The 13,624-nt window shown below is 64.7% G+C and carries 15 protein-coding genes; 8 read left to right on the top strand and 7 right to left on the bottom strand.

The genetic code is table 11. The features are described from left to right. The first annotated feature begins 63 nt into the window (after positions 1-63). Entirely contained in the window at positions 64-3,057 is a 2,994-nt protein-coding gene (locus tag AC1VXD_RS16180; protein ID WP_482992895.1) for a TonB-dependent receptor, read from the top strand. Between the two features lie 551 nt (positions 3,058-3,608). Here AC1VXD_RS16180 and AC1VXD_RS16175 read toward each other — a convergent pair. The 3 genes from AC1VXD_RS16175 to msuE are packed head-to-tail and all read right to left on the bottom strand — an operon-like array spanning position 3,609 to position 6,268. After that, on the bottom strand, positions 3,609-4,640 hold the full coding sequence (locus AC1VXD_RS16175) for a methionine synthase (RefSeq protein ID WP_482992894.1): 1,032 nt from the start codon (positions 4,638-4,640) through the stop codon (positions 3,609-3,611). A gap of 42 nt (positions 4,641-4,682) precedes the next feature. Continuing rightward, positions 4,683-5,660, bottom strand: a complete 978-nt coding sequence (locus AC1VXD_RS16170) for a DUF1852 domain-containing protein (RefSeq protein ID WP_482992893.1) — start codon at positions 5,658-5,660, stop codon at positions 4,683-4,685. A gap of 17 nt (positions 5,661-5,677) precedes the next feature. Further along, entirely contained in the window at positions 5,678-6,268 is a 591-nt protein-coding gene (gene msuE, locus AC1VXD_RS16165) for an FMN reductase (protein ID WP_482992892.1), read from the bottom strand. A 75-nt stretch (positions 6,269-6,343) separates the two neighbouring features. Between msuE and AC1VXD_RS16160 the strand changes: the two genes are divergently transcribed. Both AC1VXD_RS16160 and AC1VXD_RS16155 read left to right on the top strand, forming a co-directional pair. Continuing rightward, entirely contained in the window at positions 6,344-7,255 is a 912-nt protein-coding gene (locus AC1VXD_RS16160; protein ID WP_482992891.1) for a LysR family transcriptional regulator, read from the top strand. Next, positions 7,255-8,109, top strand: coding sequence for a methylenetetrahydrofolate reductase (locus tag AC1VXD_RS16155; RefSeq protein ID WP_482992890.1), 855 nt, complete (start codon positions 7,255-7,257; stop codon positions 8,107-8,109). The genes AC1VXD_RS16160 and AC1VXD_RS16155 overlap by 1 nt, the downstream gene beginning before the upstream one ends. On the opposite strand, the gene AC1VXD_RS16150 is transcribed toward AC1VXD_RS16155, so the two are convergent. The 4 genes from AC1VXD_RS16150 to AC1VXD_RS16135 all read right to left on the bottom strand — a co-directional run bounded on the left by AC1VXD_RS16150 (position 8,103) and on the right by AC1VXD_RS16135 (position 10,176). Beyond that, positions 8,103-8,801: a L,D-transpeptidase family protein gene (locus tag AC1VXD_RS16150; protein WP_482992911.1), complete on the bottom strand. Its 699-nt coding sequence runs from the start codon at positions 8,799-8,801 to the stop codon at positions 8,103-8,105. The two genes, AC1VXD_RS16155 and AC1VXD_RS16150, sit on opposite strands and share 7 nt — an antisense overlap. Positions 8,802-8,915: 114 nt before the next feature. Beyond that, the gene (locus AC1VXD_RS16145; protein ID WP_482992889.1) at positions 8,916-9,182 is read right to left on the bottom strand and encodes a hypothetical protein; all 267 of its coding nucleotides are present in this window, start codon (positions 9,180-9,182) and stop codon (positions 8,916-8,918) included. A 305-nt stretch (positions 9,183-9,487) separates the two neighbouring features. Beyond that, positions 9,488-9,832 carry a hypothetical protein gene (locus AC1VXD_RS16140; RefSeq protein WP_482992888.1) on the bottom strand — a complete coding sequence of 115 codons (345 nt, stop codon included), beginning with the start codon at positions 9,830-9,832 and terminating at the stop codon, positions 9,488-9,490. 110 nt (positions 9,833-9,942) lie between these two features. Next, positions 9,943-10,176 (bottom strand): hypothetical protein, encoded by a 234-nt coding sequence (locus AC1VXD_RS16135; RefSeq protein ID WP_482992887.1) that lies wholly within the window; start codon positions 10,174-10,176, stop codon positions 9,943-9,945. Positions 10,177-10,402: 226 nt separating this feature from the next. Between AC1VXD_RS16135 and AC1VXD_RS16130 the strand changes: the two genes are divergently transcribed. From AC1VXD_RS16130 to AC1VXD_RS16110, 5 genes are all read left to right on the top strand, one after another. Continuing rightward, the gene (locus tag AC1VXD_RS16130; RefSeq protein ID WP_482992886.1) at positions 10,403-11,560 is read left to right on the top strand and encodes an MFS transporter; all 1,158 of its coding nucleotides are present in this window, start codon (positions 10,403-10,405) and stop codon (positions 11,558-11,560) included. Positions 11,561-11,617: 57 nt separating this feature from the next. After that, positions 11,618-12,187: a DUF4291 domain-containing protein gene (locus tag AC1VXD_RS16125; protein ID WP_482992885.1), complete on the top strand. Its 570-nt coding sequence runs from the start codon at positions 11,618-11,620 to the stop codon at positions 12,185-12,187. A gap of 82 nt (positions 12,188-12,269) precedes the next feature. Continuing rightward, complete coding sequence (locus AC1VXD_RS16120; protein ID WP_482992884.1) at positions 12,270-12,563, top strand: DUF6881 domain-containing protein; 294 nt, start codon at positions 12,270-12,272, stop codon at positions 12,561-12,563. Positions 12,564-12,698: 135 nt separating this feature from the next. Further along, on the top strand, positions 12,699-12,980 hold the full coding sequence (locus AC1VXD_RS16115) for a hypothetical protein (RefSeq protein WP_482992883.1): 282 nt from the start codon (positions 12,699-12,701) through the stop codon (positions 12,978-12,980). A gap of 280 nt (positions 12,981-13,260) precedes the next feature. Then, positions 13,261-13,590 (top strand): hypothetical protein, encoded by a 330-nt coding sequence (locus tag AC1VXD_RS16110; protein ID WP_482992882.1) that lies wholly within the window; start codon positions 13,261-13,263, stop codon positions 13,588-13,590. Positions 13,591-13,624: the final 34 nt, after the last annotated feature.

The following is a 13,624-nucleotide window of genomic DNA, read 5'->3' as shown; positions in this document are numbered from 1 at the left end:
ATGTCTGGCGCGCCCATCGCGGCGCGCAGGCAGCGCTTCCCCCCACTACCCGTACGCCCCACGATGACGACTGCTCGTTCCTCACTGCGCCCGCGATTGCTGGCGTTGGCGGTGTTGCTTGCCACCGCGTCCCCCGCACTGCATGCCCAGTCCACCACCGGCGCCATCGCCGGCCTCGCGCCGCCTTCGGCACAGCGCATCTTCGTCCGAAGCGAGACCGGCCTCACCCGTGAGGTGACGGTGGACGCGCGTGGCCGCTATACCATCGGCCAGCTGCCGCTGGGCCGCTATTCGGTGGAAGCACGCGATGCCGACGGCAAGGTGCTGCAGACCCGCGAGGGCGTTGCGCTGACGGTGGGCACCAGCACCGAGGTGTCGTTCGGTGAGGTCACGCGCCTGGATGGCGTGCAGGTCAGCGCTGATCGCGCCGCGGCTGCGATCGACGTCAGCAGCGTGGATTCGCGCACGGTGATCACCGCCGAGCAGTTGCAGCGCCTGCCGCTGGGCCGCTCGGCCGAGGCCATCGCCCAGCTCGCACCGGGCGTGGTCGGCAACGGTGGCAACGGCAGCTATGCCGGCCCGACCGGTGCGCAGCTGGTCAGCTTCGGCGGTTCGTCGGCGGCCGAGAACGCGTACTACATCAACGGCTTCAACAGCACTGATCCGCTGCGTGGCCTCGGCGGCCTGACGCTGCCCTATGGCAGCATCGACCAGCAGGAAATCTACACCGGTGGCTACAGCGCCAAGTACGGTCGTTCCGATGGCGGCGTCATCAATGCCGTCGGCAAGCGCGGCACCAATGACTGGCATTTCGGTGGCCAGTTCACCTGGGAACCGGCCTCCACGCGTTCTGACAAGGACGACGTGCGCTACCCGGGCGACGGTGCGCTGTACTCGCCGGAGAGCAAGGACCGCGAGTGGGTGACGACGCAGAGCATCTACGCCGGCGGCCCGCTGATCGAAGACAAACTGTTCTTCTTCGGCTCCTACGAACTGGAGCGCCGCGAAGGCACCGACGTCAAGAACGTCGAGGCGACCAACTCCTACTCGAAGTATGAGTACAACCGTCCGCGCTGGTACGCCAAGCTGGACTGGAACATCACCGACAACCACCTGCTGGAGCTGACCGGCGCCTCCAGCCGCAACGTGTTCCGCGGCGACAGCTTCGCCTACGATTACGACACGTTGACCCGAGGCGCGCAGCGCGGCAAGGAGGACACTACCAAGACCGGCGGCGACCTGTGGACGGCCAAGTACACCGGCTACCTGACCGATCGCCTCACCGTCAGTGCGCAGTACGGTGAGATGAAGACCGATGACTACATCGGCAATCCCGCCTATGACGGCAGCCTGACCTACATCAACAGCGCCAACCTGCAGAACCCGGCACTCAACGGTGGCACGCCGATCACCAACGCGCAGACCACCTCGTTGCTGGTCGACCCCGCGCGCGGCAACCGCAGCAACAACCTGCGCCTGGATGCGAACTATGTCCTGGGCGACCACAGCATCACGGTGGGCATCGACAACCAGAACGCACGCGCGCTCAACCGTGGCTCGGTGGCGTCGGCCGATGGTTACTACTGGATCTACGGCCAGTCCAACCCGAACGTGCCGATCAATACCGGCCTCGGCGTGCCGGCCACCGGCGGCATCCGCAATGGCCAGGATGGCTACTACGTGCGCCAGTACATCTACAGTGCGCTGGCCTCGGTGCGCGCCTCGCAGCGGGCGCAGTACATCGAGGACAACTGGCAGGTGACCGACCGCCTGCTGCTGAACCTCGGCCTGCGCCTGGACCAGTTCACCAACTACAACCGCGATGGCGACGCCTACATCAAGCAGACCAGCGGGCAGTGGGCGCCGCGCCTGGGCTTCAGCTGGGATGTCGGCGGCGACGGCCGCTTCAAGGTTTTCGGCAACGTGGGCCGCTACTACCTGGCGCTGCCGCTGAACCCGGCGTTCAATGCGGCCGGAGCAACGCTGGCGACGTCCACCTACTACACGTACGGCGGCATCGACAGCAACGGCTACCCGACCGACCTCACCCAGTTCTCCGATGCGGTGTCGTCCAACAACAACTACGGCCTGCTGCCGGACGCGAAGACGGTGGCCACCTCCGGCATCAAGCCGTCGTTCCAGGATGAATTCATCCTCGGCTTCACCAAGGCACTGGGCCAGGACTGGGTGTACGGCGCGAAGGCGACGTACCGTGTGCTGCGCAGCGGCGTGGATGACTACTGCGATATCGATGCGGTGCTCGGCAAGGCCAGCAGCCTTGGCTACGACGTCACCAAGGACAGCAACCCGGTCAGCTGCTGGCTGATCAACCCGGGCCGCGCGAATACCTTCAACCTGGTCGACACCGCCGGCAACTATGTGAGCGTGCCGCTGACCAATGCCGAGATGGGCTTCCCGAAGTTCAAGCGCAACTACTACGCGGTGAACCTGTCGCTGGAGCATCCGTTCGATGGACGCTGGTATGGCCGTGCCGACTACACCTGGTCGCGCAGCTACGGCACCACCGAAGGCCAGCTGCTGTCGGGCATCGGCCAGACCGCGGTGTCGACCACGCAGGCCTGGGATTACGCCCAGCTGATGGAGCACACCAACGGGCCGCAGAGCAATGACCACACGCACCAGTTCAAGCTGCACGGTTACTACCAGTTGACGCCGGAATGGCTGGTCTCGGCCAACGTGCGGGTGATCTCGGGTACGCCGTTCAGCGCGCTGGGTTCGTATGGCCCGGACTTCGAAGATCCCTCCGGCTATGGCATCGCCTACCACTTCTACAACGGCCAGCCGGCGCCTCCGAGCAGCCAGGGGCGGCTGCCGTGGCTGAAACAGCTGGATCTGGGCGTGTCCTATCGCCCGGCCGCGGCCGAGGGTCGACTGGGCTTCAACCTGGATGTGTTCAACGTGTTCAACAGCCAGGTTGCGCTGTGGAAGTCTCCGTACTCCGAGCTGGACCCGGGCCAGCCTGACCCGCTGTACGGCGCGGCGACGGTGCGCCAGGCACCGCGCTCGCTGCGGGTGAGCGTGAGCTACGACTACTGAGGGAGCGGCTCGGCGCTACCGGGGTCGGAAACCCCGTGTAGAGCCGAGCCCATGCTCGGCTCTACCGAACCGGATGCAAAGCAGCGGAGGTTAGGCTCGGCTCTACAGCTGAGCAACCGGGCAAGACCGACGCCTCGGAAACCTCGTGTAGAGCCGAGCCCATGCTCGGCTGCGATCAACCGGGTGCAAAGCAGCCGAGCGTGGACTCGGCTCTACAGCTGAGCAACCGGGCAAGATCGACGCTTCGGTAACCCCGTGTAGAGCCGAGCCCATGCTCGGCTGCGATCAGCCGGATGCAAAGCCACCGAGCGTGGGCTCGGCTCTACAGCTGAGCAACCGGGCAAGATCGACGCTTCTGAAACCCCATGTAGAGCCGAGCCCATGCTCGGCTGCGATCAACCGGATGCAAAGCAGCCGAGCGTAGGCTCGGCTCTACCGCTGAGCAACCGGGCAAGATCGACGCCTCGGAAACCCCGTGTAGAGCCGAGCCCATGCTCGGCTGCGGTCAGCCGGATGCAAAGCAGCCGAGCGTAGGCTCGGCTCTACTGCGATCACCGCCCGGCCAGTTCCTCGCGGACGATCTGCGCGCCTGCACTCAGCGCACGCAGCTTGCCGCGCGCCACCTCACGCGACAGCGGCGCCATGCCGCAGTTCGTGCACGGATAGAGCTTGTCGGCGTCGACGAACTGCAGCGCCTTGCGCAGGGTGTTGGCCACCTCTTCCGGCGTTTCCACCATGCTGGAGGCCACGTCGATGGCACCGACCATCACCTTCTTGCCGCGCACCAGCTCGATCAGGTCGATCGGCACGTGCGAGTTGTGGCACTCCAGCGAGATCAGGCCGATGCTGGATTTCTGCAGCTTCGGGAAGGACTCTTCGTACTGGCGCCATTCCGAGCCCAGTGTCTGCTTCCAGTCGGTGTTGGCCTTGATGCCGTAGCCGTAGCAGATGTGCACGGCGGTCTCGCACTTCAGCCCTTGAATCGCGCGCTCCAGGGTGGCCACGCCCCAGTCGTTCACTTCGTCGAAGAACACGTTGAAAGCGGGCTCGTCGAACTGGATGATGTCGACGCCGGCGTCTTCCAGTTCCTTCGCTTCCTCGTTGAGGATCTTCGCGAATTCCCAGGCCAGCTTCTCGCGGCTCTTGTAGTGCGCGTCGTACAGCGTGTCGATCATGGTCATCGGGCCGGGCAGGGCCCACTTGATCGGCTGTGCGGTCTGCCGGCGCAGGAACTTCGCATCCTCGACGAATATTGACTTCGGGCGACTGACGGCACCGACCACCGTAGGCACGCTGGCGTCGTAGCGGTTGCGGATGCGCACGGTTTCGCGCTTGTCGAAGTCGACACCGTCGAGGTGTTCAATGAAGGTGGTGACGAAATGCTGCCGCGTCTGTTCGCCGTCGCTGACGATGTCGATGCCGGCGTGCTGCTGTTCCTGCAGGGACAGGCGCAGCGCGTCCTGCTTGCCTTCGGTCAGTGCGTCATCCTGCAGTTTCCAGGGCGACCAGAGCTTCTCGGGCTCGGCGAGCCAGGAGGGCTTGGGCAGGCTGCCGGCAGTGGAGGTGGGCAGTAGTTTCTTCATCGTGTTCGCGGTCTTTGTCCTGGGGGAGGGAGAAGCGGTGAATCAGCGGGCAGCCCACTGCTCAAGCACGGCGCCGTACGGCTTGATGAAGTGCTCTTCGGTGAACCTGCCCTGCTTGACCGCCAGCTGGCTGCGCTCTTCGCGGTCGTAGACGATGCGGGTGGACGAGTAGTCCTGGTGCTTCAGGCTGGGCTGGTAGACCTTGCCGGCCACAGAATTGGCGTTGTAGATCTCCGGGCGGTAGATCTTCTGGAACGCTTCCATGGTGCTGATGGTGCCGATCAGTTCCAGGTTCGAGTAATCGCCCAGCAGGTCGCCCTGGAAGTAGAACGCCAGCGGCGCGACGCTGCCCGGCGGCATGAAGTAGCGCACCTGCAGGCCCATCTTGTCGAAGTACTGGTCGGTGGGCGAGAACTCGCCCTGGCGGTACTCCACGCCCAGGATGGGGTGGTGGTTCTCGGTGCGGTGGTAGGTCTTGCTGCTGGACACGCTGATGCAGATGACCGGTGCCTTGCTGAAGTTGGCGCGGTAGGCATCCGATTCCAGGAAGTGCTTGAACAGCTTGCCGTGCAGATCGCCGAAGCCTTCGGGGATGCCGAACGTGGCCTTGCCTTCGTTGCTGGCCGGCAGCACGACGCTGAAGTCGTAGTCGCGCACGTAGGACGAGAAATTGTTGCCGACGATGCCTTCGGTACGCGCGCCGGTGTGCGTGTCGACGATGGTCGGGCGCAGTACTTCGATCAGCGGGAAGGGATCGCTGCCGTCATCGCCGTCGATGTGCATCTCCACCGAGATGATGTCCAGCTCGACCGCGTAGCGATCGGCGCTGGGGTTGTCCCAGTGCGCCAGATCGTTGAAGCGGTTGTTGATCATGCCGATCGTGTTGCGCAGGTTTTCCTGGCGCGAGGCGCCGCGGGCCAGGTTGGCGAAGTTGGTGGTGATGCGCGTGCCGTCGGCCGGCTGGTAATCCTCGTTGAACGGAATGCGCGTGATCTGGAAGGTGAAGTTGTCGGCAGTCATGACGGTGTTCCGGTTACTCAAAGGGCGTCGGCGGTTTCGGCGGGCACGGGCGCTGGGCGATGGGACAGCGCCAGCAGGGGCAGGGCCCGCTGCACGGCCAGGCGTGCACGCTGCAGCAGGGCCTCGTCATGCACGCGGCCGTCGGCGAAATCCTTGTCGGTGGCGTAGACGCCCAGCGGCAGGGTGCGTGCCTGGAAGAAGCTGAAGAGTGGCCGCAGCTGGTGGTCGATCATCAGCGCGTGGCGCTCGCTGCCGCCGGTGGCGGCCAGCAGGGTGGGGGTGTCGACCAGCGCGTCCTGGTGGATGAAATCGAAGAAGTGCTTGAACAGGCCGGTGTACGAACCGCGGTAGACCGGGGTGGCGACCACCAGCACGTCGGCCTGCTCGACCGTGGCCAGGGCCTGTTCGGCGGCGGCAGGCAGCTGCGAGCGCCACAGGGCACCGGCCAGCTGCGGGGCCAGCTGACCCAGTTCGACCAGATGCGGTTCGCTTGGCAGGTGCTCGCCAATCAGGTCCAGCAGGTGCTCGCACAGGGTGGCGGCCCGCGAGGGGCGCTGCAGGCCGCCGGAGACGGCGACGATACGAAGGGGGCGGTGGGGAGAAAGCATGACCCGATCCTAGTCAGGCCTTCCCATGACGTAAAATGGTTTTACTTCACACATCCATGAGTGGGATTCATCGACATGCTGGAACGAATCCACCTGAGCATCGTGCAGCAGGTCGAACTGCAGGGTTCGCTGACCGCTGCCGCCGGCGTGCTCAACCTGACCCAGTCGGCGCTGAGCCACAGCATGAAAAAGCTGGAACAGCAGCTGGGCACCGACGTCTGGCTACGCGAGGGCCGCAGCCTGCGGCTGACCCAGGCCGGCCAGTACCTGCTGGCGGTGGCCAACCGGGTGCTGCCGCAGCTGGACCTGGCCGAGGAGCGGCTGGGCCAGTTCGCCCAGGGCGAGCGCGGCTCGCTGCGCATCGGCATGGAGTGCCATCCCTGCTACCAGTGGCTGCTGAAGATCGTCTCGCCCTACCTGGCCTCGTGGCCGGACGTGGATGTGGACGTGAAGCAGAAATTCCAGTTCGGTGGCATCGGCGCCCTGTTCGGCTACGAGATCGACCTGCTGGTGACGCCCGATCCGCTGCTGAAGCCGGGCCTGACGTTCGTGCCTGTGTTCGACTACGAGCAGGTGCTGGTGGTAGCCAAGGACCACCCGCTGGCCAAGGTGGAGTACGTGAAGCCGCGCCAGCTGACCCAGGAAGTGCTGATCAGCTACCCGGTGCCGTTCGAGCGCCTGGACATCTACAACCAGTTCCTGCTGCCGGCCGGGGTGACCCCGCGCCGCCACAAGGCCATCGAAACCACCGACATCATGATGCAGATGGTGGCCAGCGGCCGCGGCGTGGCCGCCATGCCGCGCTGGCTGGTGGAGGAGTACGCGGCGCGGATGGACGTGGTGCCGGTGCGGCTGGGGGCCAAGGGCATCCCCAAGCAGATCTACCTGGGCGCGCGCGAGGCCGACACCGCCATCGATTACCTGCAGGCCTTCGTTGAACTGGCGCGGGGCAGCTCCATCGCCGTCGCGCCGCGCGGGGCCAAGTGATGCCTGCAGGAACCGTGCAGGGCGCGCGCGCCTTCATCGATGCCGGTTCGCTGGAAGTCAGTGCGAAAGCCATGCCCGCGCTGCGCGCCGAGGCAGGCCGCATCGCCCCGGGAACCACGATCTCGATCCCCTATCTCGCCAGCGAAGACGACCAGGCTCGGCTGGCTGCGGCATGCACCGTGCGCGAACTGGGGCTGCAGCCGATGCCGCACCTGTCGGCGCGGCGGATCGGTTCGCAGGCGGCGCTGGAGCACTTCATCGCCCGCGCGGTGGGCGAGGCCGGTGTCGAGCAGTGCCTGCTGGTCGCCGGTGACCTGGCCACGCCCACCGGTCCGTTTGCAGACAGCGCGGCAATCATCGAAACCGGCCTGCTGGAACGTGCGGGCATCAAGGTCGTTGCCGTGGGTGGGCACCCCGAGGGCCATCCGGTGATGGACGCTGCCGGGCGCTGGCAGGCATTGGAACGCAAATGCCAGGCCATCGAAGCGCGCGGCATGGCGCCGAAGATCATCACCCAGTTCGCCTTCGATGCCGACATCGTGCTGGCCTGGCTGGATGCGCTGCGCGCGCGCGGCATCGGCCACCCGGTGCTGGTAGGTGTGCCTGGGCCGGCCAGCGTGACGCGGCTGCTGCGCTATGCGGCGATGTGTGGGGTGGGTGCCAGCGCCTCGATGCTGGCCCGGTACGGCATCTCGATCGGCCGGCTGCTGGGCACCGCCGGGCCGGATGTATTCGTGGATCGCCTGGTGGCAGGGCTGACCGAAGCGCATGGCCAGGTCAGCCCGCACCTGTTCCCGTTCGGTGGCATTGCACCGTCGCTGGACTGGGTGGCGCAGTATCGGCTACGTCAGTGACGCGCGGCCGTGGCATCGCCGTCTGCCTCTGCGGCGTTTACACGGCTCTGCGCGAATGCGGGGAAGGTCTTTTCCAGTGAGTCCTTGTCTGGCAGCACGTAGAACACGCCGCCCTTCTCGAACGTGGACGAGACCACCTGCTCGTAGAAGCCAGGGCTGACGTTGATGCAGCCGTGGGTGATGCGGTTGTCATCCGGTGTTGGCGTGGCCAGACGCTGGGCACGCTTTTCTTTCGGGCTGCCCGGCGGCAGCGGGTGCATCGAGACGGCCGAATCGTAGTCCACCCACAACACGCGGCCGGCGTCGTCGGACGGGCCGTAGCCACCAATGAAGCGGCCGGCGGGGGTCGTGCGGTCGTGGCCGGGGATCGCGCTCAGCGCGACCTTGGCGACGTTCGGTGCGGAATGATCGCCCTTGGCCGAACCAAACAACGCCGGTGCCGCGCCACGCAGCTTGCCGTCACTGCCGAAGATCAGCACCTGTGCGGCGGCCTTGTCCATGATCGCGAACGGATAGCCTTCGCTGTCCTTGCTGGCGACCACCCAGCCTGCGAGTTCGATCACCGTCTCGGACACTTCCTGTCCTTCCGGCAGCTCATCGACGGCAGCGGTGGGTTGCGTAGCGGCATCCTTGGCGCCCTTGGCGCTGGCCACGCCGGTACCGCCCAGTGCCAGCGCAAGAGTCAGCGCAATGCAGGCGGTGCGGATTGCGGGGGATGAATGCGTACGAATGGCACGGTTCCTCGAGTAAGTACGGTGACTCAAGGGAACCAGTGGCCGGGGGAGACCACTGGTTCCCGATTCAGCTTAGCCGCGCGGGGTACGGCGGGGGGCCGATTCGAGCTGCTGGACGCGACCTTCGATCTGGTCGAGACGCTGGTTGGCCTGCTGTGCGGACTGGTTGGCGGACTCGGCGCTCTGCGCCGCGCCCTGGACCTTTACGTCAAGCGCGTCGAGACGCGTGTTGACCTTCGCGAAGTCTTCCTTGTAGCTGGCGCACGCGCCAAGGCTGAGAGCGATCAGGGCTACGCCGAGGGGACGGGCCAACTTCAGGTGCTGCGTGGAAAGGGTCATTGCATTCCCTCCTTCGTCTGGGGAGTCTGGAATATAGCGGGCTTTTTGTTAGTTCCATGAATGGGTTTTCAGCTGCAGTTCGCGGACGTGCAGGCGCTGTGAAGAGCGCGCAGTCATGTTCGATTTGCCACGAATTCAGCTGCCTGAGCCGGGCATGTGCTAGCCGCTGCCGCCACTGAATGAGCGCAGTGTTCGTCGTGCGATATCAGTGCAACGCGCCGATGCATCGCGCCGTGCGCGCAGAAAGGCGACCGCGCATTTGTGGCGGGCGCAGGCCGCTGATAGCCTGCCCCGCTGATGATCGATCAGCGGGGCGGTGGCATGGCCGGGCAGGAGACGGTGGCTTCAAGCCGATACTCGCCGGGGAAATCAGCAGACAGCGGCAGGCGCGAAAGATGGTCCTGCACGGGTTCGATGGCGCCCGTTTTTCCAGCACCGCCTTTCGTAGTGAAGTCATCGCTGACGTCGATGACCGACTGGTCACCGCGGACCAGCTCCAGCACGGCGGATGCCTTCGGCGCGCCACCCTTGAGCGTGCGGACCACACTGATGCGGCCGCTCAAGGTGCTGTACCACGGTTCGCCGTCGGCGACCGCGAGCGCCATGAGCCGGGACACGTAGACGTGGCTGGCGCGGTCCAGGTTCTGCACGAACGTCGGTGCATCCGGCTGTGGGCAGGCCAGGGCCAGCAGGGGTGATGCGCCCAGCGAAGGGAGAAGCCAACGTGGTCGTGATGGTCGTCATTCGACCACGCTCAACTTCACCTGGGCACCTTCGGGCAGTCATCGATCTGTTGCGCCAGCGCGCCGGGAATCTTCAGGCAATAAGCGTAGCGGGGCTGCAGCGGGCCGAGGCGTTCTTCCGCCAGCTGCACAGGCGCGGCCATGCACCCGTCCTGCAGGAAATCCTGATCGCGCGCGAGTGCATCGAGTTCGGCGCGCCGCCGAGGAACGCGCGCCTGCCCGCGCCCGTAGCGGAAGGCCTCGCACGCCACGTTTGCTATCATGCGCGCCAATGGCCGCTTGCCAGATGCCGATCGTGCGCCCGCGCGCGTTCCTTCCTCGGAAGAGGACGCATCTGCGGCCAATCGCAGCGAAACCTTGCCCGGCCAGGCGCCGCCAGCCGGGCCCCCGTACAGAATCGAACAAGGAAAGCCGGCCGCATGCCTGCGGCCGTACTACATGAATTCACCTGCAACTTCGCGTCCCGGGTTGATCCCGGTGCTGGCCCTTCTGCTGGTCGGCCTCAACCTGCGCCCGGTGCTGGCCGTGGTCAGCCTGCTCACCGATTCCATCCGTGCCAGCAATGGCATGAGCTTCGAACAGATCGGTTGGCTCACCAGCCTGCCGATGATGGCGATGGGCCTGATCGCCATGGCCGGCGGCCTGGTCTATCGCATGGGGTATCGGCGCGGCGTGGCCATCGGCCTCGCGCTCACTGCGGCCTCGGCGCTGGCCAAGCTGGCCTCGCACGAACCGCTGTGGCTGATGGGCTCCAGCGTTGCCGCCGGCCTGGGCATCGGCATCGTGCAGTCACTTGTTCCCGGCTACATCAAGACCCGCTTCCCGCACCGCGTCGACCTGCTGATGGGTCTGTACGTGAGCATGATCATGGGCGGCGCGGCGTTGGCGGCGGCAAGCGCGTCGGCTCTGCTGCACTGGCTGGACTGGCAGGGCACGATGGCGTTCTGGGCGGTGCTGGCCATCGCCGGCATCGCGCTGTGGCTGCCCAACAGCGGCCACGCCGATGCGCCGTCCACCGGCACGTCCGCCAAGGCAGCCACGCCCAGCGCATTCCGTCCCTGGCAGCACGGCCGCACCTGGTTGCTCGTCGCGCTGTTCTGCGTGTCCAGCAGCTGCTACACGCTGTGCCTGGCCTGGATTGCGCCGTACATGATGGAAGCGGGCGTGCGCGCCAACGAGGCCGGCTTCATGCTGGCGGCGCTGAGCCTGTCAGAAGTGGCCGGTGGCTTCCTCGTCTCCTGGCTGGCGCCGCGCTTCCGTGACCGCCGCGTGCTGCTGGCGCTGTTCCTGGCGGCCACCGCACTGACCTACGTGCTGATCGGCGTGGCGCCGATGTATGCCCCGTGGCTGATGATGTGCCTGCTCGGCCTGTCGATCGGCGGCCTGTTCCCGATGACCCTGATCCTGGTGATGGACCACTGCAGCCAGCCGGCCAAGGCGGGCATCCTGGTGTCCTTCGTGCAGGGCGTGGGCTACCTGGTCGGCGGCATCCTGCCGTTCGTGGCCGGGTCGATCCGCGACACCGTGGGCGATCTCAGCATTGCCTGGGTGGCGATGGCCTGCGTGACCGCTGCCGCACTGGTGCTGGCCGCGCGGGCAACGCCGGCCAGCGCGGAGCGCTTTGATGCGCGCTGATCGTGCATGATGCAGCGGCGTGGCGTCTGGCCACGCGCTGCCAGGGAAGGTGAGTCAATGGATGCGATGCCGGCGCAACAGATCCGCGCGCAGTACGACGACCGCGTGATCCGCGTGTACCAGGCCTACTCCGATGCCATCGCCGACAGTGCGCTGGAGCGGCAGACCTTTGTCGCGCCGCCGTTCAAGATGGAGCGGATGACGTGGATCAAGCCGTCCTTCCTGTGGATGATGTATCGCGCCGGATGGGGCAAAAAAGAGGAAGGCCAGAAGCGGATCCTGGCAATTGACATCCGTCGCGAAGGCTTCGAGTGGGCGCTGACCCATGGCTGCGACAGCCGTGCCGAGCCCGGAATGGATGCGGCGGCGTGGGAGCAGCTCAAGGCTCGTTCCCCGGTGCGCATCCAGTGGGATCCCGAGCGCGATCTGCTGCTGCGGCCGTTGCCCCACCGCGCGATCCAGATAGGTCTGGGCAGGGAAGCGGTGCGTGCCTATGTCGATGAATGGATTCAAGGCATCACCGATGTGACGGCGCAGGCACACGCCATTCATGCACTGGTGAAGGCGGGAAGGATGGAGGACGCGCAGTCTGCGCTGCCTCGCGAGCGGGCGTATCCCTGGGGCTAGGCGCAACCGCTCATCCTTCGTGGAAGTATCGGCGGCGATATATGAGTGGTCGGCTGAACGTTGGCGGTGAGGTGCCATCGAAATGAAGTACGTCAAGGTCAAGTGGATCCACGATTTCCTCGATGAACCCATTGAGCTCTACAGCGAGCTTGATGATCAGCTGTGGGAAAAAAGAAAGATCGAGATCTATGCCGATGGGCGTCGGGACTACGCTTCGAAAGCCCAGAGTTCTGGTTCTACGGAATTGTCGATCTGCCAATTGCCACCCTCCGCCGAAGTATCACTGGATCCGCAGTTCATCGTGTTGCCTCTATCGGCTGAGAGTTTTGAGGAGCTGTGGCGTGCCGTTGTGGGGCGTGTAGCGAAGTTGGGTTGAGCAGACGACATTGGACGGAGGCCCTACGCAGTTCAGCAACGATGCTTACGCAACCGTTCGATACAAACCGGATTCCTCATGAACATGGCTGTTTGATCCGATGTACCCGTAACCAATGCCGGTGAGAATTCTCCAGTGAATCGTCTGCCCGATCTGCTTCGAATGGTTTTGAGGGATTTCTGCTTTGTCGAGTGGTATGAGGTAAATGAACTAGCGGCCTTGGTAAAGACGGGGCAGGTGAAGTTTGATGTTGAGCTGCTGGAACGGCAGTTGATCGAGGCAATTGAGCTTCATGAATTTCCCTTGGGTGAAGTAAATGAACTTACGGGGGAGGAGTTCGAATCCAGCGATGATGCCCGGTCATGGATGACAGAGGTTCGCATGCAGGTATTTAACCTCTACAACCCGTCAATTTGATGTGGCTCCTCCTGTTTGCAGTCCGAGGAGCCACGCTGAAGCAGCCAGATTCGCGGGGTTCGCAGACACAACCTTGGGATTTCCCGCTGGCTACGTCATGGAACTTTTTCAGGGGTGAGGCTGTCGGCGGAGCATTGGCGTACCCGATTCGTAATCAGGGGGCCGACAAGGTCATTCACGACGGCATTGTCAATGGTGTCGAGGTGCGTTCACACATGAATCAGACGACAAATGAGCTCTCGCACGTGGGCAACGCACATCCAATCGATCAGGAAATAGTGTGAGCAAGAACTTCGACTTCTTCAAAGGCTTCTCGCCCCAGCGAGATCCAGATGCAGCCATGAAGTTTTCTCTCAACTGCATACTCATGGAGGATAGGATTGAACACCTCTCATGGCTCGCCACGGATGGACATCGGTTCGGTGGTGTCTCGGGAGAGCCCGGCTGGGAGATTGAGAGGCGTGACTCCTCCTCGTCTGCCGACGTGAGCGGATACGAATCATGGCCCGAGTGGGCCAGCTTGAATCGCCCAAGGTTCCGTAGACACCTCGCAGCCATAAACTATGGCTTAGGCGGAGGTGATTATGAGCACGAAGCGGTACACCGATGAGTTCAAGATCGAGGCGGTCCGACAGATCGTTGAG

Source organism: Stenotrophomonas sp. STEN054 (assembly GCF_056854535.1).
Note: the sequence above shows the minus strand (reverse complement) of the source record. Positions and strands in the feature narration are given on the sequence as shown.

Coding starts and splice junctions, on each gene's coding strand:
- AC1VXD_RS16180 (WP_482992895.1), top strand. CDS start 64: ATGACGACTGCTCGTTCCTCACTGCGCCCGCGATTGCTGGCGTTGGCG.
- AC1VXD_RS16175 (WP_482992894.1), bottom strand. CDS start 4,640: ATGAAGAAACTACTGCCCACCTCCACTGCCGGCAGCCTGCCCAAGCCC.
- AC1VXD_RS16170 (WP_482992893.1), bottom strand. CDS start 5,660: ATGACTGCCGACAACTTCACCTTCCAGATCACGCGCATTCCGTTCAAC.
- msuE (WP_482992892.1), bottom strand. CDS start 6,268: ATGCTTTCTCCCCACCGCCCCCTTCGTATCGTCGCCGTCTCCGGCGGC.
- AC1VXD_RS16160 (WP_482992891.1), top strand. CDS start 6,344: ATGCTGGAACGAATCCACCTGAGCATCGTGCAGCAGGTCGAACTGCAG.
- AC1VXD_RS16155 (WP_482992890.1), top strand. CDS start 7,255: ATGCCTGCAGGAACCGTGCAGGGCGCGCGCGCCTTCATCGATGCCGGT.
- AC1VXD_RS16145 (WP_482992889.1), bottom strand. CDS start 9,182: ATGACCCTTTCCACGCAGCACCTGAAGTTGGCCCGTCCCCTCGGCGTA.
- AC1VXD_RS16125 (WP_482992885.1), top strand. CDS start 11,618: ATGGATGCGATGCCGGCGCAACAGATCCGCGCGCAGTACGACGACCGC.
- AC1VXD_RS16120 (WP_482992884.1), top strand. CDS start 12,270: ATGAAGTACGTCAAGGTCAAGTGGATCCACGATTTCCTCGATGAACCC.